This is a genomic window from Polymorphobacter megasporae (assembly GCF_018982885.2).
Classification (GTDB): Bacteria; Pseudomonadota; Alphaproteobacteria; order Sphingomonadales; family Sphingomonadaceae; genus Polymorphobacter_B; species Polymorphobacter_B megasporae.
This window is the reverse complement of sequence record NZ_CP081848.1, coordinates 463,525-482,491: the sequence shown is the minus strand read 5'-3', so window position 1 is coordinate 482,491 and position 18,967 is coordinate 463,525. Positions and strand designations below refer to the sequence as shown.

Genomic DNA, 18,967 nt, shown 5'->3' with positions numbered 1-18,967 from the left:
TGTAGGGTCGGCTTGGAACACGTATGATGTGGTCGAGCGGACGGGCCACCGAATACTGTTGCATACTCGGTAAATGCTAATACAGCCAAGCGGTCTGGCGTGAGCAAAGATGAATCAGGTTGTTCTTGTCTGCAAAACCATATTTTCCGTGTCATCACGATCTCGCCGCTCATAGGGTCGCGGCTTTCAGCGCCCGCAAGCCGATCCGAAGCTCCTGTGTGAACAGCTCAGGCTGTTCCCAGGCGGCGAAATGACCACCCTTCGCGACCTCCCGCCACGAAACGATGTTCTTAAACCTCCGTTCGGCCCATCGGCGCGAGGGGGCGCTAAGATCCGCTGGGAAGCGGGTGAAAGCGACCGGCACCGCCACTGTTGAGGCCTCGTCCGGCGCATGCTCCACCTCCCAGTACAGACGGGCCGAGGATGCTCCCGCGTTCGGCAGCCAGTAAAGCATGATGTTGTCGAGCATCTCGTCTGCGCTGAAGAGGCGGGCAGGATCGCCTTCGCAGTCGGTCCAATCGCGATACTTCTCGAAAATCCATGCGGCCTGTCCGGCAGGCGAGTCTGCCAGCACAGTACCAATCGTTTGCGGCCGCGTACCCTGCAGCTTCTTGTAGCCCATCAGCTCGGCATCGGTGTAATCCATACGCTCGATGAGCTTCGTCTCGGTCTCGTCAGCATGCTTTCGCTCGGCTGGCGTAGGTCGCCAAGAATGGCCATTGAAATGAACGCCGACGAGCCCTGGTGGCGATCGCGAAGCGAGGGTCGAGGTGACCTGTGCTCCCCAGTCGCCGCCCTGCGCCGCCCAGCGATCACCATAACCGAGCCGATGCATAAGCTCCGTCCAAGCCGAGGCCGTCCGCTCAAGGTTCCACCCCGTCTTCGCGGGCTTATCTGAGAAACCGTACCCAGGCAGCATCGGCATGACCAGGTGGACAGCGTCCATCGGGTCGCCACCGTGACGTGCCGGGTCCGTCAAAGGTCCGATGATCTTGTGAAACTCTATGACGGAACCTGGCCAACCATGGGTCATTAGTAACGGCAGCGCCGAAGGCTGAGGCGACCGGACGTGGAAGAACTGGATGCCGAGTCCATCCAGCATGATACGCTGCGGATTCCAGCCGTTAAGCATTGCCTCACAGCGCCGCCAATCGTACTCTTCGCGCCAATAGGCGCAGAGCACCTGAACGCTGTCGAGCGGTGCCCCTTGCGCCCAGTCGCCTACCGTCTCCGCCTCCGGCCACCGAGTGCGGGCAAGCCTCTCGCGCAGGTCCACGAGTTCAGATTCGGACACCGCTATCGGCGCGGGCGTCGCTGGTGCAGTCATGTCCGCTCCGTTACATGTGCACGCTTTCCGTCGGAGCCTCCGATCATCAGCGCGACGCCGGCGAGCGTGATCGTCGCCGCCGCGATCTTGGCGGTCGTCAACGGCTCGTGAAGAAGCAACGCAGCAAGCAGGATCGAGATCACCGGAGCGGCATAATTGAAGGTGTTGGCCAGCGTCGACGAGACGTGGGAGTTTAGCGCCAAGAACACCGCATAGCCGATAAGCGTGCTGGCCACGATGAGGAAGCCGATCGCTCCCCACGCCGACAGCGGCACGTGGTCGAACCGAGCCTTGCCCGCGAGGCCGGCTGCGGTGACGATCAATGCAAGAAGGAAACCCGCCGCCAACAACTGCGTAGTCAGGGCAACCAGAGAATCGTCCGGTTGCTTGAGCCGCGGTGCAAGTAGCGAACCTAGCGCCCAGCAGGCCGACGCCGTGAGGGTCAAGCCGGCACCGACCAGACTGAAACCGGCGTTCGTGGCAGACGACCAGCCGATCAGCGCCAATCCGACGAAACCAATTACGACGCCCGCCAACTGCCGACGCGTCAGCGGCCGTCCGTAGATTGCCCACGCGAACAGCGCCAAGAACAGCGGCGCCGCCGATCCAAATACGGAGGCGACACCGGCAGGGAGGAAGTGCGTGCCCCAGATCGCCAGAGCCTGGCTTGCGACGAGCAGTATAATCCCGACGATCGCGGCATTCACGATCTGTCTCGGCGTGACCGAAGCCCGCTTGCGACGCGCGATCGCAAAGGGAAGAAGGAGCAACCCTGCGACGGCGAACCGGATGGTGGCCACGATCAGTGGGTGAAGAGCATCTCCCGCAATCTTGAACGCCAGGTAGTTGGCCCCGTTGTAGAACCATTGGTATGCGACGGCGAGAACGATAAGCCTTCGGCTGTTGCTCCAGACACCGGCAGCGCCGCCGGCGCGCCAGGGAACGCTCATGACGCAGTCAGCCGACCGAAGAAGCCAGCGATCTCCGCCGCGGCGTGATCGGGCTGCTCGTGATGTGGGAAGTGACCGGCGTCCGGGAACGAAGCAAAGTCGAGATTTGTGAAGAACTCCGGGAGGCGGTCCGCCCATGCCACCGGAAGCGCCCGGTCGCCCTCGGTCCACCGCACACAGGTCGGAATGGCGATCGGAGACGGCTTTCCATGCTCATCAGCGAGCGCGCGTTCCTCCGCCGCACCGCGATAGTAGTCGAAGCCGCCTTCAAGATTGCCAGGCTGGGCGAGATTCTGGGCAAAGGCATCGATGAGATCCTGCCCGATGGCATCTTGACGGTACGCCCACAGCTTAACCAGATGCTCGACGAACATCGGAATCGCTTCTGGCGATGTGCGGAGAAGCTTCGGCGCGAGTTCGCTCTGGTTGAAATAGGTGTGCCATACGAAGCGTAGATGATCGGGCGTCGTGAATCGGTCGCCGATGCCCGGATAAACGAGATTGAAGAAGAAGAGCGCGCGGACCAGTCCCGGCCGTCGACGAGCGAGTTCCTGCGCCACGCTGGCCCCGACGTCATGCGACACTATCCCGACCGGTGCGATATCGAGGATTTCTATGAGCGCAGCCATGTCGTCCGCATGTCGCGAAGGTCCGAAAGCCGCTCCCGGCTTCTCGCTTCCGCCGAAGCCCCGCAGGTCTGGAGCTATGAGCTGGAAGCGATCGGCGAGACGCTCGATGATTGGATGCCAGGTCAGCCAAAACTCCGGCCAGCCGTGCAGAAGCAGCAATGGCGGACCTTCGCCTGCCGATGCTATGTGGAACCGCGCTCCGTTCGCCTCGACCACCCGATGCTCGATAGGGACCAGCGCCGCCCTTACCATACCCGATGCCGCGTCACTGCGGCGCCGCCTGGAGGGAAGACGTCCTCGAGCGGTGCGGATGCTGCATCAGTGCTCGTGAAGCGGAAGGCTCTGGGCTGTCGATGAACGCGAGGATTCTGGTGGATACAGCCTCCGGTTGCTCCTCGGCCATCCAATGACCGCAGTTCTCGACTGAACCGACCTCGTAACGGATCGCAATCTCCTGGGCGGTTTCGCGCATGAGCGATGCTCCGGACTGCGCGCCCCCTAGCATCAGCACCGGCATCTCAAGTCGCGTCTTCAGCTGGATCCGGTTTTGTCGGATGTCTTCGGGGAAAGCTCGATACCATTCGAACGCTGCGTGCATCGCTCCCGGCGCGGAGTAGGCACGAACGTATTCGTCGACGTCTTCGCGGCTGAACGCGGTCTTGTTCTGAGAGAGCGCCTTGTAGAACCCTTCATCCAGGTAGGCTCGTTCACGCCCGGCAACGAGCGTTTCGGGCATGTCTGGTATGGCCTGGAACCCCCAATTCCACGCCTCCGAGCGCAGCTTCTCGAACGCAGCCGTACCCTGTGGCGGCACATCCAAGAGCACAAGATGGCGGACCTCCCCCCGATGGGCCGCGGCGTATGGGTAGCTTACCGCAACGCCCACGTCGTGGCCGACGACATCGATGCTGTCGTAGCCCAACTGACGAACGAGTTGGTGAAGATCTTCCGCCATGGTGCCGGTGTCGTACGGGCCTGTCGGCCGCCCCGACGCTCCCGCGCCGCGCAGATCGGGGACTATGACCGTATGGTGTTCCGCGAGCTTCGGCATCACCTTGCGCCAAGCGTACCAGGTTTCCGGGAAGCCGTGGACAAGCAGAATGGGACTGCCGGCTCCGCCGATCACATAGTGGAGCCGAACGCCGTTCACCAACGCAACATGATCGGTGAACGTCCGCTTGAACTCGGAGGGGTTCGGTACCTGCGCCCGGACTGGGGCGGTGGCGGCGAGCGCAAACAGGGCAACAACAGACCAATGCCAAATCACAGACTACCCTTTTCGCATGCTCTAAGGATCCAGTAGCACTGCGGGATTCTCTGGATTAGCCCCAGATCGCGACGTTAGGCATGAAGCGTTGCTTCAAGATGATCGGACTCTCCTTCTCCGAGCAGGCAGGCGATGAGCTTTTGCAACGCTGCATTCGTCTTGCCCCGCTTGGGATAGTAGAGGTGTATAGTGTCTAGCGGCGCCTCCCAAGCGGGCAGCACGCGAACGAGCCGCTCCGCCGCGATCGCGGCGGCCGCGCATTGCAGCGGTGTACAGCTGATCCCATGGCCGGCTAACGTGAGATCGATTTGCAACGAGAGGTCGCTGGCGATGGTGGGCCTTTCCGGGTCATGTCGATACGACCGCCCGTCGCTCTGGAGAGACCATGACGCAATTACGCCGGTCGTTCGGCTCCGGCAGACCACGGCGTCGTGCCGTGAAAGCTCCTCAGGTCTAATAGGTGCAGGGTGATCGGCCAGGTAGCTGGGCGCTGCAACTAGCACCGACGCTGATGCTCGGAGGATCTCGACAGATTCCATGTCCTTCGCAAGCAGGTGGCCGTAGCGCATACCTGCGTCGAATCCCCGATCCGTAATGTCGACGAGTCCTCCTTCGATTTCGATCTCCAGTTCTACCAGCGGATACCGCCTCCTGAAGTTGGGCAAGGCGTGCGCGACCACGCCGTCGTAAGCAGCCTTTAGCATGGTAAGGCGAAGCAGTCCCGACGGCTGCGCCGCACGGCCCATCGCGTCGCGTGTCGCTTCCTCGATCGTCGCGAAGGCCGGCCCAATCCTGCGAAGGTAGGCCTCACCCGCGGACGTGAGGCTGAGACTGCGGGTGGAGCGAGAAAGAAGTGCTGTACCGATCCTAGCCTCAAGCGTGCGAACCGCTTGGCTGGCGGCCGAAGGCGACACGCCGAGTTTCTTCGCCGCGCGGGTGAAGCTCCGAGCTTCGACGACAGCTAGGAAGACAGGCAGACCCTCCAACATTTCACGCGTCCGCATATTGTTCCTTAAGTGCGACTTCAGATAAGCCGCACCATTTTGCAGCTAATAGCCGACAATGCCATTCGCTATTGAAGATGGGAAGCGTTCGCATGGAGCGATCGCCTGAGGATGGATGAGCGCATGAGCGATATGTCGAGGCGGGACGTGGGAGTTCTACTGGGGAGCGTGGCGCTTGCTAGCAGCAGCGTCCAGGGTGCCGCATCGGCCTCGGCTCGTGGCGGTGGTATCAGCAGGAGCAGCATCATGGGTGACCCGCGGATCAAGCACGCGACCGTCGCGGTGAACGGGGCGAAGCTGCACGTCGCGAGGGTCGGCAAAGGTCCGCCTTTACTGTTGCTGCACGGCTGGCCGGAGTTTTGGCTTACCTGGGAACCTGTGATGCTGAGACTGGCCGACCGTTTCGATGTGATCGCGCCCGACCTCCGGGGCTTCGGGGATAGCGACAAGCCGGCCGGACCGTTCGGGGGCAAGGAGCAAGCGGCCGACATGGTCGCGCTTCTAGATGGGCTGCAACTCCAAAAGGTCGGTGTCGTGGCGCATGACGTCGGAGGCGCCGTAGCTCAGGAGATGGCGCACGCGGCACCTGACAGGATCTCGGGACTGCTGTTCTTCAGCTTCATTCATCCCGGGGTCGGAGCCCGCTTCTTCAGCCCCGATCGCCTTCACAACATCTGGTATATGTTCTTTCAGGAAAATGACTTCGCCGAAGCGCTCGTCGGCGCCACGCCTGAGACGATATCCCGATATTTCTCATTCTTCCTGGAGGACTGGCCATATCGCAAGGGTGCCTTCAGCGACGTGATGCCCGCGTTCATCGAGAATTTCCGCAAGCCGGGAAACATTGTGGGCGGGTTCGACTATTACAGGGCGGCGATTCCACCACGCACTAATCCCCCCGGCGGCAAGGCGGCCCCCGCGCCATCCCCTATCGACATCCCGACAGCCGTCCGCTGGCCGGAGCACGACAAGCTCTTCGACCCGGCCTGGACCGACACGCTACCTCAGCACTTCACGAAGCTCGATCTCAAGACATTCCCGGGCGTGGGCCACTTCCCTCACCGCGAGGACCCTGACGCGGCGGCAAAGGAGATCGCGGAATTCTTCTCGGGCAAGGGTCTACGGCCTTGGAATCAAGCCGGCTGATGACGAGCGGGCCTGCCATTTGAATCATGCGGGGCCCGGTGTGAAGTTTAACTTCGATGGAGCCTGTGATTGAGTGGTTCGTAATTGTGGAACGCTTCTCAAATCCAGCCATTCGGCCACGGCTCGCTCGGGTCCACATCCCGAGGTTGAATCACGCCAGCGCAGTAGCTTCAACCCATCTCTAAGATGTTCGGTCTCATTGCGGTCGCTCATAAATTGCTGATCATGCTCAATGCGATGGTTCGCGATCAGCGACTGTAAGAGGCCGCGAGCCGATGAGAAAACAAACGAGTAGCTATCGCCCGCAAATGGTCATTCAGCATAGAATCCGCTGATCCTAATGCGGTAATCCCTGTCGTAGAAAATAGCTTTTTTTGCAGCCACCCGCGCCACCCGCAACGGCTCTATCTTGTGGACCTGCTTGTCTGTGTGAAGCGAGAAAGCATGCTTGTGGGCATATCAACGCATAATCTGCGTTGGTGTAATCTTGATGAAGAGGGCGAAATATGCAGCTAACGTTATCCTGTCGTGCCGCCGCTTCCGACTCGATTGCAGGCCAAACCAAGAACAAAGGCGAGCTTGAGTATGATAATGAAACCGCATTTGAGACCGTCGAGCCCGAGAAAAATTGGACTTATTGGTGGGCTAGCTTTGCGTGCTGGTGTTTTTTACTATGAGCAAATCCTGAAAAGATATGTGGGCGAGAAGCTTACTTTAAAGTTGTTGTTGAACCACGCAGACGTAGATGCGGTACTGGCCTGCGTCTCTGCCGGTGATAAAATGGCACTCGGGCAATACTTGGGGACTTTGGCTAACGAACTCTTCGATGCGGGCGCGGATATAGTAGCAGTGACTGCCGTCGCCCCGCACATGGCGATCGAGGAGATCGCGCGAGTGGCGCGCGGGCCCCTTATAGACGTGCTTGAAGTTATTCCTGCTGGTTTGGCGGCATTGCAGATCGAGCAGGTCGCGATCTTTGGAAACCGGGTCGTGATGAACACCAGCGTTTTTGGCAGCATCCCGGCGCACATGGTAGTCAGGCTTGAACCGTCAGTCGTCGAGACCGTTCACGCGATTTACAACAACATCGCTTTGACAGGGAAACGGGGCACGCCGAACGAAGTAGCGTTGCTTGAGGATATCGCTCGCGATCTGATCAGTCGGGGCGGAGCGCAGGCTGTGGTCCTCGCCGGCACAGACCTATCATCCTTTTACGCCGAGCAGCCGCCATCCTTTCCTGTCCTCGATGTAGCCGAGCTGCATATTAATGAGATCGTGCATCGTGCTAGATCTTAGCTTGGTCGTAAGCTTCTTGGTCCGGCGACGGACTAGGCTCGTGGCGATAAAGGTCCGACCAGAAATATATCGCCTTTGAAAAACGCGCCTCACCGACCTGGGCTCATACCGTAGAAGTGGTGCAGCCCCGCCGATCGCAGTAGGAAGGTTAGGATTGCTTGTTTTCGTTCCCGGTATCCGCAATCCAGTGGTACGAAGTAGGCCCGACATAAGTTGGTGGCTCGGATTGCCACATTTGCTATTATGGGTTGTACAGCGACATCGGACTGCAGTACTCGCGCCGGCTTCCGGTCTCGGAGGCTTAGGACGCCATCGGCGGCCCCGCCCCGCATGGTTGCACATGTCGCATGGCGGCATCAGAGTAAGCGCCGAAAGATCCCCACATTGTTGACATTGCTGCTATCGACGATTTTCGCCGGCCTGTGGAGGGCTTGCGCGGATGCACGACAACGACCGCACGTACGAGGCTCGTAAGAGTGCTCACGGCGATCAGCCGGCTGTGGTGATCCAGTCTGAGCGGCGCCGGCGCTGGTCCGACGAGGCCAAGCTTCGGATCGTCCAGGAGACGCTGGTACCCGACGCGATCACCTCGCTGGTGGCGCGGCGACACGAGATCGGAACGGGGCAGCTGTACACCTGGCGCAAGCAGATGCTGGCGGGCGCAATGAAGGGTTTCATGCCGGTCGAGCTATGCGCGCCAGCATTATCCGTACCCGAGGAGCGCCCGCCTGCGCCGCGGACTGGACTGGTCGAGATCGTCATGCCATCGGGCGCGCGGGTAACGATCGAGCCCGAGATCGAGCGCGCGGCCTTGAAGAAGGTGCTCGGCGTCATTTCCGAGCTCGGCCGGTGAGCCTAAGTTTCCCGCCGTCAACCAAGATCTATCTGTCGCTGACGCCGTGCGACATGCGCAAGGGTTTTGACGGCCTGGCGGCACAGGTCAGCCAGATCTTCCGGCTTGATCCGTTCTCAGGCACGGTTTTCCTGTTTCGCAGCAAGCGCGCCGATCGTTTGAAGGCACTGGTCTGGGACGGAAGCGGCTTATGCCTCTATGCCAAGCGCCTCGAGCATGGGCGTTTCGTGTGGCCCCGCGCCAGCGAGGAGCGTTGCGGCTGTCGCCGGCGCAACTGGCGATGTTGATCGAGGGGCTCGACTGGAAGCGGGCGATTGTCCATTCCGAGCCGGTTGTCCCGACGCTCGTCTAAGCCGATAACACCATGCCATAAAACGGCGGTTTGGCGTTGTTTTTAATCGGCTTTTCAATGTTTTCGATGGCCGTACGTCGCTCGATCGGCTAGTGCTTGTACATGCGGTTTGACCTTGGTCACTTACCCCGTGACCCCATTCTTCTCCAGCGCATGGTTCGCGACGCGGTCGAGACGATCGACCGGACGACGGCGGATCTAACCAAGAGTGCTGCGCTGGCCAAGCTGCAGACATTGCGCATCGCCAAGCTCGAACATGAAGTTGCCCGGCTACGGCGCAGTCAGTTCGGTCGCAGGCTCGGAGCAACACGCAGCAGACCAGCTGCGCCTGCTCTTCGATGAGGCCATGACGAGTGACACTGTGACGGGCGCGCCAGCCAATGACGACACGCCGGGCGAGGACGCGGTGCCCGCGATCCGCCGCGGCGGACGCGCGCCACTGCCGGCCCATCTGCCGCGCCGCGAGATCGAACATCTGCCCGCTGCCGGCGGCGACCGCTGCGACCGCCCGGGCTGCCACGGAGCCCAGGTCCGGATCGGCGAGGACATCACCGAAGTTCTCGATTATATCCCCGCACGGTTCGAGGTCATCCGCCACATCCGGCCCCGGCTTGCCTGCCGGGCCTGCGAGCGCATCATGCAAGCGCCGGTGCCGCCATTGCCGATCCCCAAGGCACGGGCGACCAGCGCTTTGCTCGCTCATCTGTTGGTCAGCCGCTTCGCCGATCACCTGCCTTGGTATCGCCAGTCGGCGATCCTGCGCCGCGCCGGCGTCGCGATCGACCGCGACCTGATGGGCAACTGGGCCGGCAAGATCGCCTGGCTGATGGTGCCACTCGTCGACCGGATGATGGCCCATGTGCTGGCGGCGGGTAAGATCCATGGTGACGATACACCTGTGACCTTACTGACCCCGGGCGCAGCCGGCGAAGCCGGCACCCGCACCGCCCACTTCTGGGTTTACCTGCGCGACGATCGCAGTTCGGGAGACGGTGCCCCACCGGCGGTGGTCTACAGGTTCAGCGCCGATCGCCACTACGTATGCCTTCTTGCCGTTGAAGCTAGCCAAGTCTGCCGTCGTTTGAATGGCGTGAAGGTCGAAAGCTCTAGGACGACACGGTATCAGGATTAAGTCGGCGGCTTTAACAGCTTCACGCGCTGCAGCATCGTAAGCGATGTTCTGAGGCCCTTTAGCTGCGGAAGTTCCAGGGCATGAGCTGGTCGAGGTTTTTGCTGGAGTGGCCGCGGGCGAGGCGCTCGAGGGTGTCAGTCAGCCAGGCGAGCGGGTCGACGGCATTGATCTTGGCGGTCTCGATGAGGCTGGCGATGACGGCCCAGTTCGCGCCGCCGTCGTCGGAGCCGGCGAACAGGGCATTCTTGCGATTGAGGGCAATGGGCCGGATGGCGCGCTCGACGATGTTGCTGTCGAGCTCGACGCGGCCGTCGTCGACGAACAGCGTCAGGCCCGTCCAGCGCGTGGTCGCGTAGCGGATCGCCTCGGCGAGCTTGCTCTTGGCACTGACCAGGCCAAGCCGCGCGGTCAGCAGCCGGTGCAGGGTGGTGACGATCGGCAGGCTCTGTTCCTGACGGACCGACCGGCGCATGTCCGGCGACTGACCGCGGATCGCGTCATCGACGGCGTAGAGTGCCTTGATCAGCTGCAACGCCTCGGTGGCTGTCGGCGACGTGTCGTCCTTGGTCAGTTCGAAGAACTTGCGGCGCACATGCGACCAGCAAAAGGCGAGCGCCACGTCATTGCGCCGGCCGAGCTTGTTGTAGCCGGCATAGCCATCGACCTGCAGGATGCCGCTAAACCCGGCGAGATGCGCCAGTGGCCGCTCGGACTTCCGGTCGGGCGCGTAAATGAATGCCACCGCCGGCGGATCGGTGCCGCCCCATGGTCGATCATCGCGGGCATAAGCCCAGATCTGCCCGGTCTTGGTGCGCCGTCGTCCCGGGTCGAGCACCGGCGCCGTCGTCTCGTCGGCGAACAGCCTCGGTCCCCGCTTCAGGAGGGCGAGAAGGTGGTCGCGCAACGGGGTCAGCCACCAGGCGGCCCGGCCAGTCCAGTCGGCCAGCGTCGAGCGGTCGAGGTTGACGCCCTGACGGGCGTAGATCTGGGCCTGGCGGTAGAGTGGCAGGTGGTCGGCGTACTTGGAGACCAGCACCTGGGCGACCAGCGCGTCGGTCGGCAGCCCGCCTTCGACGATCCGCAGCGGTGCTGGCGCCTGCACCACCTCGCCTTCGCACGACCGGCAAGCATAGCGCGGGCGACGCGTTACCAACACGCGGAAGCTTGCTGGAACCTTGTCGAGACGCTCAGCCACGTCCTCGCCGATGGCATGGAGGTCGCCGCCGCAGCAGGCGCACTGCTTGCTGTCGACGTCGACCAGCTGCTCGACGCGCTCGAGATGCACTGGCAGCTGGCCGCGGTTGGTACGGCGCTGCTTCTCGGCCCGCGCCTTGGCCGAACTGGCGGCATCGAGCTTGGCTTCCACCATGGCGATGGCGATACCGAGATCCTCGAGCACCAGCTCGAACTGGTCGTCGTCGAGCTTCTCCGAACGGGGCCCGAAGCGGTGGCGCATGAAGGCCGCGATGATGCTGTTCAGCCGCGCGATCTCGCCATCGGCCTCGGCCTGGGCGATCGCCCTCAACTCGGCGTCGGCGTTGATGCGCTCGACCTCCGCCGTAAGAAGCGCCGTCTTGGCGTTGGCGGCGACGATCATGGCGCGGAGCACCTCGGGATCGTCGGAGAGATCAGCTGCGGCGAGCATGATAGGGGCAGTGAATCACGCGCGCGCAGGCGCGTCGAGGACTTCCGGAAAGCCGAGTCAATCTACCGCAGATACAACGCGTTATCCCGCGATCTGCGGCACTTTCGTGCGCCTTGCCTGATGCACGCGGCGCCAGTCGAGTCCTTCGAGCAGGGCCCCGAGCTGGGCGGCGGTCACTCGCATCACGCCATCATGCACCGACGGCCAGCTAAAGGCGCCGGCTTCCAGCTTCTTGGCCATCAGGCACAGGCCGGTGCCGTCCCACCAGACCAGCTTGACCCGGTCAGCCTTCTTCGCGCGGAACACATAAACGACACCCGAGAACGGATCGCCGCCGAGCTGGGCCGTCACCAGCGCCGCCAGGCCATCCATCCCCTTGCGAAAGTCCACCGGTCGGGTCGCGACCAGAACCCGGGTTGCGCCAGCGGGGCCCGGTCCTGTCACCGGCTGGCCTTCAGCGCATCCAGAACCGCCGCGATCAGGGTCGCATCGGCCCCGCGGCCGATCCGCACCGAAATGCCATCCATGCTCACTTCGATCGGCGCCGGACCGCTACCGCGGCGAACTGATCGGCGACGCTGTTGCCGCTGTGCCGGTAGTGGCGCCGGAGCGGCTTCAGGCTCGACGATCGCCGGCACAAACAATAGCGGTTCGGCGGTCTCCACCGGACGGCGCAACTGCCGCCGCCAAGTGAACAGCTGGCTGGGACAGATGCCGTTGCGGCGCGCCACGTCACAGACGGTGATGCCGTCGCCGGCATAGCTCTCTGCAACGATCCGCGCCTTCTCATCATCGGACCAGGGTCGCCGCCGCCTCGTGCCGGTGAAAACCTCAATCCGCGCCGTACGACCACCGATCGCGCTAGCATCGTCACATGACATCATCATAGCATCAGCACCGCCAGCCCAGGGGACCAGCAGGACTCGCGGGTTACGTCGTCATCAGCAAGGCGGGGTCAGCACAGCGCTTACGCAGCATCCGCATGGGGAGGAGTATCGATCACCGCGATCTCCGCACCAAGCTTAGCAACTTCCTCGAGGGTCTTGCCGAGACAGGTAAGGGGGGGGTTGTGATCACTTCCGGATCGGCCTTGCCACGCCAATCGCCCCAAGCAGCGGCGGTAGCCTGCGGATCTGTGTCTATCAAGCAAGTGACGTGGCCTGCCGCTGCCGCTGCGGCAGCCAGATGCGTGGCAAGTGTGTTTTTTCCGAACCGCCCTTCTGGCTGACAAGGTCTACGGTAATCATGATGCTATGTAATCACGATGGCGTGTCATCGTGCTATCTAAATGCATTTTTTCATACTTGGTCAACAGCGGGTCCGCGCCGCGGGGCACTCAACTTGTTGAAGAGGTCGGCCGAGGATTTAGTGCGAAGATCTGTCGATAGGCGTCGAGGCGGGACCGCACCAATTATAGGCCTTTAGATATCCCACTCTTGTCGTTTGCGGCCGATGGCGAACGTCGGACTTAAGATGGATCGACCCCTCTGACGACCGCGACGCTGCCGGTTTCCGTTAGCAGAACGATTTCGCCGGCGGCACTGCCAAGCACAAAAAAGGGAGCGCCTCGACTAAGGCGCTCCCTATCTCCGCGTGACGCTTTAGTAGCCCGTCTTGCCCTGCTGGGCTTCGCCGCGACGAGCAAGATCGTCGTTGCCGGTGACCTTGCCGGCCCCTTCCTTCGCAAGCCCGGCGATCTTGTCGCTAAGGCCAACGCCGCCGGCAGTCGTCCCCGCTCCGGTCATTCCAGCCCCGGTCTTGTCGGTGCCAGCAACGTTGTCGACCTCGACCTCAGTGCGGCGCACGGTGTCGCTGATCGTCTCGGTGCGGTCATCGGCGGTCTTGCGAACGACGACTTCCTCAACGACGCGGGCGTCTTTGGCGACAACCGCTTCCTCGGTGGTCTCGGTCATCTCGATCGTGCGCTCACGGAACGCATCTGCCGGAACGGTGCCGCCGGTGACCGGGCGGCGCTCGACCGAGACATGCTCCTCGTGCAGCGTGACCTGGTCGCTAACCGGCGTCTCGACGATGTACGAGCGCACACGGACACCGCCACGCTCGACCTCGCGCTTGCCCACCCGCAGCGTCTCTTCGACGACCGGAATCATCTCCTCGCCTGCGGCCACCTTACGCTCACCCGTCAGCGGCTTGGCGGACATGCCGGTTGCAGCAATCGGAGCGACCCAACCTGACTTCTTCCAGTCCTCGGCGCGGCCATCGATGTCGACCGAGTTGGCGTTGTCGAGGATGTCGACCGCCTGATCGACATGATCGTCATCCACCGTCGCGCTAAGAAGAGCACCGCCGCGGCGGACCCCTTCCTCATAGACGTGACGGTCTTCACCCGGGCTGAACGCCCCCTTGAGTGACGCCCAAAAGCCCTGAGACTCCGGCGAAGTCGTGCCGGTGCCGACGTTATCGCTGTAACCGTCGCTGGTCTTGTCGGTGATGCTGACGTGGCTGACCCGGAGCGAGGCGGCCTCGAGACGGTTCTTCGCGGCTTCGGCGTCGACGCGGGTGTCGAACAATGCGGTGATGATGCGTGACATGATGATCGTTCCTTCTGGGGGGTTGGGGTTGAACAGCAGTTAGCGATTGACGACAACGAGCTCGGTGCGGCGATTCTCCGCCTGGCCATTCGCCGTCGCATTAGTGTCGACCGGATCGGCGTCGCCCCCGCTCCCGATAGCGATCCGGCCGCCATCAACGCCCTTGGCCGTAAGAGCTGCCTTGACCGAGTTGGCACGGTCTATGCCAATCTTCTCGTTGGCCGCCTCATTGCCGCGGGCATCGGCATAACCAACAATTTTAACGTTTGTCGCCGGGTACTTTCCGAGCACGCCGGCAACGTCCTCAACGGTTGTCTTGTCGGCGGCGGTTAGCTCGCTTGAAGCCGTCGCAAAGTGCATCGTGTCGAACGTGAAGGTCCGCGGTGCTGCTTCACTGCCGGCGAGATAGGCCCCCAATGCTCCAACCGAGGCGGTCGTGGTCGCGGCGACCGTGGATCCGGTAGCTGCGACCGGCGCAGCGGCTGTGGTCGATACGGTTTCGGTGGTCGTCGCGACCTCTTTGTGGCGCGTCAGGGCCCAGATCAGCGCAAGCAAGCCGAGCGCGAGCGCCAGCCAAGCCAGCCAGTTGACCGGCTTTCCCTTTTCGATGTGGATGTGGCTCGGCGGGGCGCCGTCGGTGGTCTTGCGATCGTCGGCCATTATTCAGTCTCCCTGTTGGTGGGTTCGCGCTCGATCACCGCGCGCATGACGCGGCGGGTTACGGTCTGCTCGAAAGGATCGGCAGTGCGGACATCGCGCATGTGCACCTCCTCGACGAGGACCAGCTCGCGGACAACGCGAAGCCGTTCCTCGACGACCGAGATGATCATCACGCCGTCGACCTCGCGCGGCGGCGGCACGACATCGACAACTCGATTCATGGCGATCCGATCGACAGTGACGTAGTTGCCCGAAAGAGTTGCACTGACGACCACCGACTCCTCATCGATGATGGTACGAACCCGCACGCGGCCGGTTTCGACTTGGCGCGTGTCAACCCGCAACGTCTCTTTTACCAGTTTGATCGGAGTCGCACTCGTTTTGCTGGTCAGATCCTCAGGCATCAGGACAGACCTGCTAGAACGCTAGCTTGCGAAACATACAGCATCATCTGCTCCGGACTACGGACCGACTAGCGCCTCTCTTCGAGGCCAACGCCTGCAGCGTCGCCAGAGCTCGTCAGAAATCTGACAGCACGTTAACCTTGGTTGCAGCGGGAGGTTCCCCGATTGATCTGCCGACCAATCTGACCCGCGCTTTTAGCTGTTGAATATAGAAAGCTCAGTTTGCCGATGGTCATTGTCGCACGGGTCGCCATACGCCCGGTCAAGGCGACGTCGCTCTTGTACTTGAAAGACTGACTGCTGCTCCACCCCGACCTGTAAACGGCGATGCGGGCCCCTACTTCCCTCCATGTGTTTAAATATGGCGGCCTCTACGGGCTCTATTTTCCTAATCTCGTCTTAACCGGCCGGCCGAGCGCCGCGCTGGCCTCATGCATAATTTTGACCAACGACGCGGTTATTCGCTTTGTGATACCGTCAACGCCGCCTGAGAGTGACAGCTTCGAAACGTCGAGTTCGTCTTTTGCCGAGGCAATCGCAATGTCGCCGGCCGCACTAAGCCGGGCTCGCACTTCGTCGAGTACCGACATCTCTACTCCACCCACCGGGATTACGGTCCCGAGCAGTGCCCCGGTTGCTGCGCTGACGACAAGGATTGCAAGCGAAGCGTCACCGTGCGCGGTGTGCGCATTACTGTGGATCGCGTCGATATGCTTGGAGGCGGCTCCGGCCTGCGAATGTCCATCGGCGCGATGCGCGGTAAGGCTTTTGTTGTTGTCTGCACCAACGGTGAAGCTGTCGACGTGTTCGCTCACGGTACGCGTCGAACGGCTTCGCGCGAGCAATGCAATCCCGATCGCCAACCCGGCTGCCCCGAGAGCGACTGGGTGCCCCCCCGCGGCGGTTTGCGCGGAAGTGACAGCTTTCTTTCTCGCTAAACTTATTGACCCGATTGCATTATCGACCAACGCTTGAGGCGACAGCCGCGCTTGAAGCTCGTCGATGGTACCCGCAATCCGGTCGCGCGTAACGGCGGCTTCGGTCTCGATCGCTTTGGTCTCACTAGTCATCGTACGCTTTCCGTAATCGCCGCCGCATCGCGCTTTACCGATTTGATTGACTGGTCGGGAACAATCCTCGACATTTTCAATTTGTTGACCCCGCTCATCATTAAAACGCCGCCAACTACCAACGCGGCGAAGCCAACAACTACTGCAGCCCAGCCAGCACCCAGCAGCGGGGTCAGAAATCCCACTGCAGCGCCTAGCAAGGTGAATACCGCGCCGAGCAAAAGCACTGCGCCAATGCCGATGCCTGCAGCGCCCTTGCCAGCCGAGGCGATATTATCGCGGACTTCGGACTTGGCGAGACGAATTTCGGTGCGGACCAGATGGTTGCCATCCTCGACGAGCTGACGAAGCAGATCGACGATTGAGATTTCCTCCTGCATCCCGATCACCTCGGTCGAACGATGCGCGATACCGCGAAGCCGGCGACAACGGCGATGCCGATGGCAAGGGCAGGGCGGGTGCGAACCAGCGATTTTGTGTCGCCAAGCAATTCATCCACAGATTTGTGTTCGACCGTATTCGCCCAGCCGGCGACGGTATCGGCGGCAGCGTGAACATATTTAGCGAGCGGTGCAGCACCATTACCGTCGAGATTGGTAGCGACGTCGCGCGCGGCCGCAGAAACACTGTTCAACGTCAACTTCACCTGCGCTTTACCCTCGCCGAGCAAAGATTGTACCGGCGGAGCAACGTTTGGGATCGCAGACCCGGCCAGTCGATTTTCGTTATCATCGTGAGATGCATGTGCCGGTGGCATTCCAATCGTGGTGGTGTCGCTGGTCATTTCGAACCTTCCGGTTGCGCAAATCTGCCCTTCGGCAAGTTGGTTGCCAAACGTGACATGCTTTGCCGAGTTCCGCCTGTGTGGTCCGTTGAAGGACAAACTGACGCTGTTGTTTCCGTCGAACGGACGATGGAAAACAAGTGGCGACCGAGAGGCAAACGCGACCGGCAGAGTAGGTGGGGCAAACGTCTCAGTGGCTGCCGAGCGCGGAACCTTACTCCCCGTAATGCGCGTTCTTAAGCTGGAGTAATTTGAGCCCGTCAGCGACACAACCGCAACGGTGGCTACAATGGGCGGCGTTTCTGGCCTTTGCGCCTAGCGATACAGTGGCGGTTGTCTGCGTACGTCGAGACATTGCCGTCGGCTTACTGATGATCGGCGTCCAATTCGGTGCTGTGGGGCATCCTGTTGGCGCTGCTCAGGGCCATGCCGGACGTTGGGGCGTTTATCGCCGCGGTGCTGCCGACGCCGCTAGCGGCCGGGCCGATCAGCGCGCCTGCCAGGTTTCGCTCTCGGTATGTCTGCGACGATAACGTCGTTGGCGCAATCTATCGCACTGCTTGCCGTTGCACTGCGTCTGGCAGACTTTAAGGTTGCGCGACTCAACGACTAAATACGGTCAATCAGTGGAGCAGCGAATGGCGAGCATCGTTGAAAACCAGGCTTCGCCCGTCACGCGGATCGCACCGCCCAACGATGACATTAGAGCTACCGTCGACCAGACCGAGAAAATGGTCGCGCGGGCTCCGCTGATCATTTTGGCGGTGTTGGTTGGCCTCCCTGTCGTCGCCAGCCTTATCAGCCTTCATATCGGATCGGCCATTTTCGGCGGCGTTATCATGTTCATCATTGCGGGATTTGCGATCAAACTGGTCAACGCATTGATCATCACGCCGTTGAAAACTGCTCGCTACAAGCGGGCGGCCTCAACCCTCGCCGGTCAGGTCCAGTCGGTCTCAGAGCCGGTATCGTTTTGGCGGTCGTGGTGGAGCGGCGCGCCAGGAGCATTGGCAGTAACCAAATTAGGTCATGTTGTCATCGTTGATCGATCGACCAATTACGCGCAGCTTTGGCTGGGCAAGAGTCAGATCGTCAATGTAAGTGTCGAGCGCGAGGCGACTCAGGTCACCAACACCAAACACGGCGGCCGCATGACCTTTGGCGGCGTGTCCAATGGTCTGTTCGGCGGTTACGCGATGGGAGGGCGGTCGAAGTCCGTCACGCAGACTCTTGAGACAGCCTTTCTCGAAATCCGGTATCAACTTGAGCCGAACGGCTATGTCTCCACGGTCGTCATCCCATACGGTTCAGACCGCCGCGCGGCCGATGAACTCTGTGCGGTCGTTACTCGTATCGAACACACCGCGTAACGCACGATCAATCACGATTACCTCTACATACCGTACTCACCGACAATGGCACGCACTTCACCGGCCCGACCGGTGACGGCTGGACGCCCGAGGACATCAAGGTGATGCGGGCACAGAAGATGCTCTTTCGCTGCCATGCCTTCGAGGCCGCCTGTGCCGATCTCGACGTCGAACATCGCCTGACTAAGCCGCGACACCCCTGGACGAATTGACAAGTCGAACGAATGAACCGCACGATCAAAGAAGCGACCGTCAAACGCTACCACTACGATGATCACGATCAGCTCAGGCAGCATCTTGCTGACTTCATCGCAGCCTACAACTTCGGCCGCAGACTCAAGACACTCAAAGGCCTCACCCCCTACGAAGCGATATGCAAAATGTGGCTCAGCGAGCCCCATCGATTTACGTCAGATCCGACCCACCAAATCCCGGGACCAAACATCTAGCGCGCTTCTGTGCGTCTGAGGAAAGCGAACCTTCCAATTCAGGCGGCTAAAGCGCAAATTGCCTCCCCGACGAAGAA

General features: G+C 61.5%; 20 protein-coding genes and 3 pseudogenes. 7 read left to right on the top strand and 16 right to left on the bottom strand.

What is annotated here, in order from left to right; genetic code table 11:
- Positions 1–169 precede the first annotated feature (169 nt).
- The 5 genes from KTC28_RS02270 to KTC28_RS02250 form a co-directional block, all read right to left on the bottom strand.
- On the bottom strand, positions 170–1,327 hold the full coding sequence (locus tag KTC28_RS02270) for an epoxide hydrolase family protein (RefSeq protein ID WP_216710444.1): 1,158 nt from the start codon (positions 1,325–1,327) through the stop codon (positions 170–172).
- The gene (locus KTC28_RS02265; protein WP_216710445.1) at positions 1,324–2,277 is read right to left on the bottom strand and encodes a DMT family transporter; all 954 of its coding nucleotides are present in this window, start codon (positions 2,275–2,277) and stop codon (positions 1,324–1,326) included. Before KTC28_RS02265 ends, KTC28_RS02270 begins: the two co-directional genes overlap by 4 nt.
- Positions 2,274–3,065 carry an alpha/beta fold hydrolase gene (locus KTC28_RS02260; protein WP_216710446.1) on the bottom strand — a complete coding sequence of 264 codons (792 nt, stop codon included), beginning with the start codon at positions 3,063–3,065 and terminating at the stop codon, positions 2,274–2,276. Before KTC28_RS02260 ends, KTC28_RS02265 begins: the two co-directional genes overlap by 4 nt.
- 106 nt (positions 3,066–3,171) lie before the next feature.
- Complete coding sequence (locus KTC28_RS02255) at positions 3,172–4,173, bottom strand: alpha/beta fold hydrolase (protein WP_216710447.1); 1,002 nt, start codon at positions 4,171–4,173, stop codon at positions 3,172–3,174.
- A 74-nt stretch (positions 4,174–4,247) separates the two neighbouring features.
- Positions 4,248–5,177, bottom strand: a complete 930-nt coding sequence (locus KTC28_RS02250) for a LysR family transcriptional regulator (RefSeq protein ID WP_216710448.1) — start codon at positions 5,175–5,177, stop codon at positions 4,248–4,250.
- Between the two features lie 246 nt (positions 5,178–5,423).
- Between KTC28_RS02250 and KTC28_RS02245 the strand changes: the two genes are divergently transcribed.
- The 5 genes and pseudogenes from KTC28_RS02245 to KTC28_RS02230 form a co-directional block, all read left to right on the top strand.
- Entirely contained in the window at positions 5,424–6,323 is a 900-nt protein-coding gene (locus tag KTC28_RS02245; RefSeq protein WP_216710449.1) for an alpha/beta fold hydrolase, read from the top strand.
- A gap of 591 nt (positions 6,324–6,914) precedes the next feature.
- On the top strand, positions 6,915–7,619 hold the full coding sequence (locus tag KTC28_RS02240; RefSeq protein WP_216710450.1) for an aspartate/glutamate racemase family protein: 705 nt from the start codon (positions 6,915–6,917) through the stop codon (positions 7,617–7,619).
- A 439-nt stretch (positions 7,620–8,058) separates the two neighbouring features.
- The gene (gene tnpA, locus KTC28_RS23440; RefSeq protein ID WP_439650110.1) at positions 8,059–8,472 is read left to right on the top strand and encodes an IS66-like element accessory protein TnpA; all 414 of its coding nucleotides are present in this window, start codon (positions 8,059–8,061) and stop codon (positions 8,470–8,472) included.
- Complete coding sequence (gene tnpB / locus KTC28_RS22645) at positions 8,469–8,759, top strand: IS66 family insertion sequence element accessory protein TnpB (protein WP_255602197.1); 291 nt, start codon at positions 8,469–8,471, stop codon at positions 8,757–8,759. Before tnpA (KTC28_RS23440) ends, tnpB (KTC28_RS22645) begins: the two co-directional genes overlap by 4 nt.
- Positions 8,760–9,080: 321 nt before the next feature.
- Positions 9,081–9,809: pseudogene (locus KTC28_RS02230) on the top strand (IS66 family transposase); the annotation flags it as partial.
- Positions 9,810–9,889: 80 nt separating this feature from the next.
- Here KTC28_RS02230 and KTC28_RS22640 read toward each other — a convergent pair.
- From KTC28_RS22640 to KTC28_RS02180, 11 genes and pseudogenes are all read right to left on the bottom strand, one after another.
- A pseudogene (locus KTC28_RS22640) lies at positions 9,890–9,992 on the bottom strand (ParA family protein); the annotation flags it as partial.
- A gap of 22 nt (positions 9,993–10,014) precedes the next feature.
- Complete coding sequence (gene tnpC, locus KTC28_RS02225; protein WP_223132276.1) at positions 10,015–11,601, bottom strand: IS66 family transposase; 1,587 nt, start codon at positions 11,599–11,601, stop codon at positions 10,015–10,017.
- Positions 11,602–11,682: 81 nt separating this feature from the next.
- Entirely contained in the window at positions 11,683–11,991 is a 309-nt protein-coding gene (tnpB, locus tag KTC28_RS02220; RefSeq protein WP_255602196.1) for an IS66 family insertion sequence element accessory protein TnpB, read from the bottom strand.
- A gap of 50 nt (positions 11,992–12,041) precedes the next feature.
- Entirely contained in the window at positions 12,042–12,488 is a 447-nt protein-coding gene (tnpA, locus tag KTC28_RS02215; RefSeq protein WP_216711249.1) for an IS66-like element accessory protein TnpA, read from the bottom strand.
- A 112-nt stretch (positions 12,489–12,600) separates the two neighbouring features.
- Entirely contained in the window at positions 12,601–12,786 is a 186-nt protein-coding gene (locus KTC28_RS02210; RefSeq protein ID WP_255602396.1) for a hypothetical protein, read from the bottom strand.
- Positions 12,787–13,202: 416 nt separating this feature from the next.
- Complete coding sequence (locus KTC28_RS02205) at positions 13,203–14,153, bottom strand: DUF2382 domain-containing protein (protein WP_216711250.1); 951 nt, start codon at positions 14,151–14,153, stop codon at positions 13,203–13,205.
- 39 nt (positions 14,154–14,192) lie between these two features.
- Positions 14,193–14,813 carry an OmpA family protein gene (locus tag KTC28_RS02200; protein ID WP_216711251.1) on the bottom strand — a complete coding sequence of 207 codons (621 nt, stop codon included), beginning with the start codon at positions 14,811–14,813 and terminating at the stop codon, positions 14,193–14,195.
- A complete protein-coding gene (locus KTC28_RS02195; RefSeq protein WP_216711252.1) occupies positions 14,813–15,217 on the bottom strand; it encodes a DUF2382 domain-containing protein in 405 nt (134 codons plus the stop codon). The genes KTC28_RS02200 and KTC28_RS02195 overlap by 1 nt, the downstream gene beginning before the upstream one ends.
- Positions 15,218–15,597: 380 nt before the next feature.
- Positions 15,598–16,287 carry a DUF3618 domain-containing protein gene (locus tag KTC28_RS02190; protein WP_216711253.1) on the bottom strand — a complete coding sequence of 230 codons (690 nt, stop codon included), beginning with the start codon at positions 16,285–16,287 and terminating at the stop codon, positions 15,598–15,600.
- Entirely contained in the window at positions 16,284–16,667 is a 384-nt protein-coding gene (locus KTC28_RS02185; RefSeq protein WP_216711254.1) for a phage holin family protein, read from the bottom strand. Before KTC28_RS02185 ends, KTC28_RS02190 begins: the two co-directional genes overlap by 4 nt.
- A gap of 5 nt (positions 16,668–16,672) precedes the next feature.
- Entirely contained in the window at positions 16,673–17,071 is a 399-nt protein-coding gene (locus KTC28_RS02180; RefSeq protein ID WP_216711255.1) for a hypothetical protein, read from the bottom strand.
- Between the two features lie 638 nt (positions 17,072–17,709).
- On the opposite strand from KTC28_RS02180, the gene KTC28_RS02175 reads away from it, so the two are divergent.
- Complete coding sequence (locus tag KTC28_RS02175; protein WP_216711256.1) at positions 17,710–18,441, top strand: hypothetical protein; 732 nt, start codon at positions 17,710–17,712, stop codon at positions 18,439–18,441.
- A 23-nt stretch (positions 18,442–18,464) separates the two neighbouring features.
- Positions 18,465–18,890 (top strand): annotated as a pseudogene (locus KTC28_RS02170) (integrase core domain-containing protein); the annotation flags it as partial.
- Positions 18,891–18,967 lie beyond the last annotated feature (77 nt).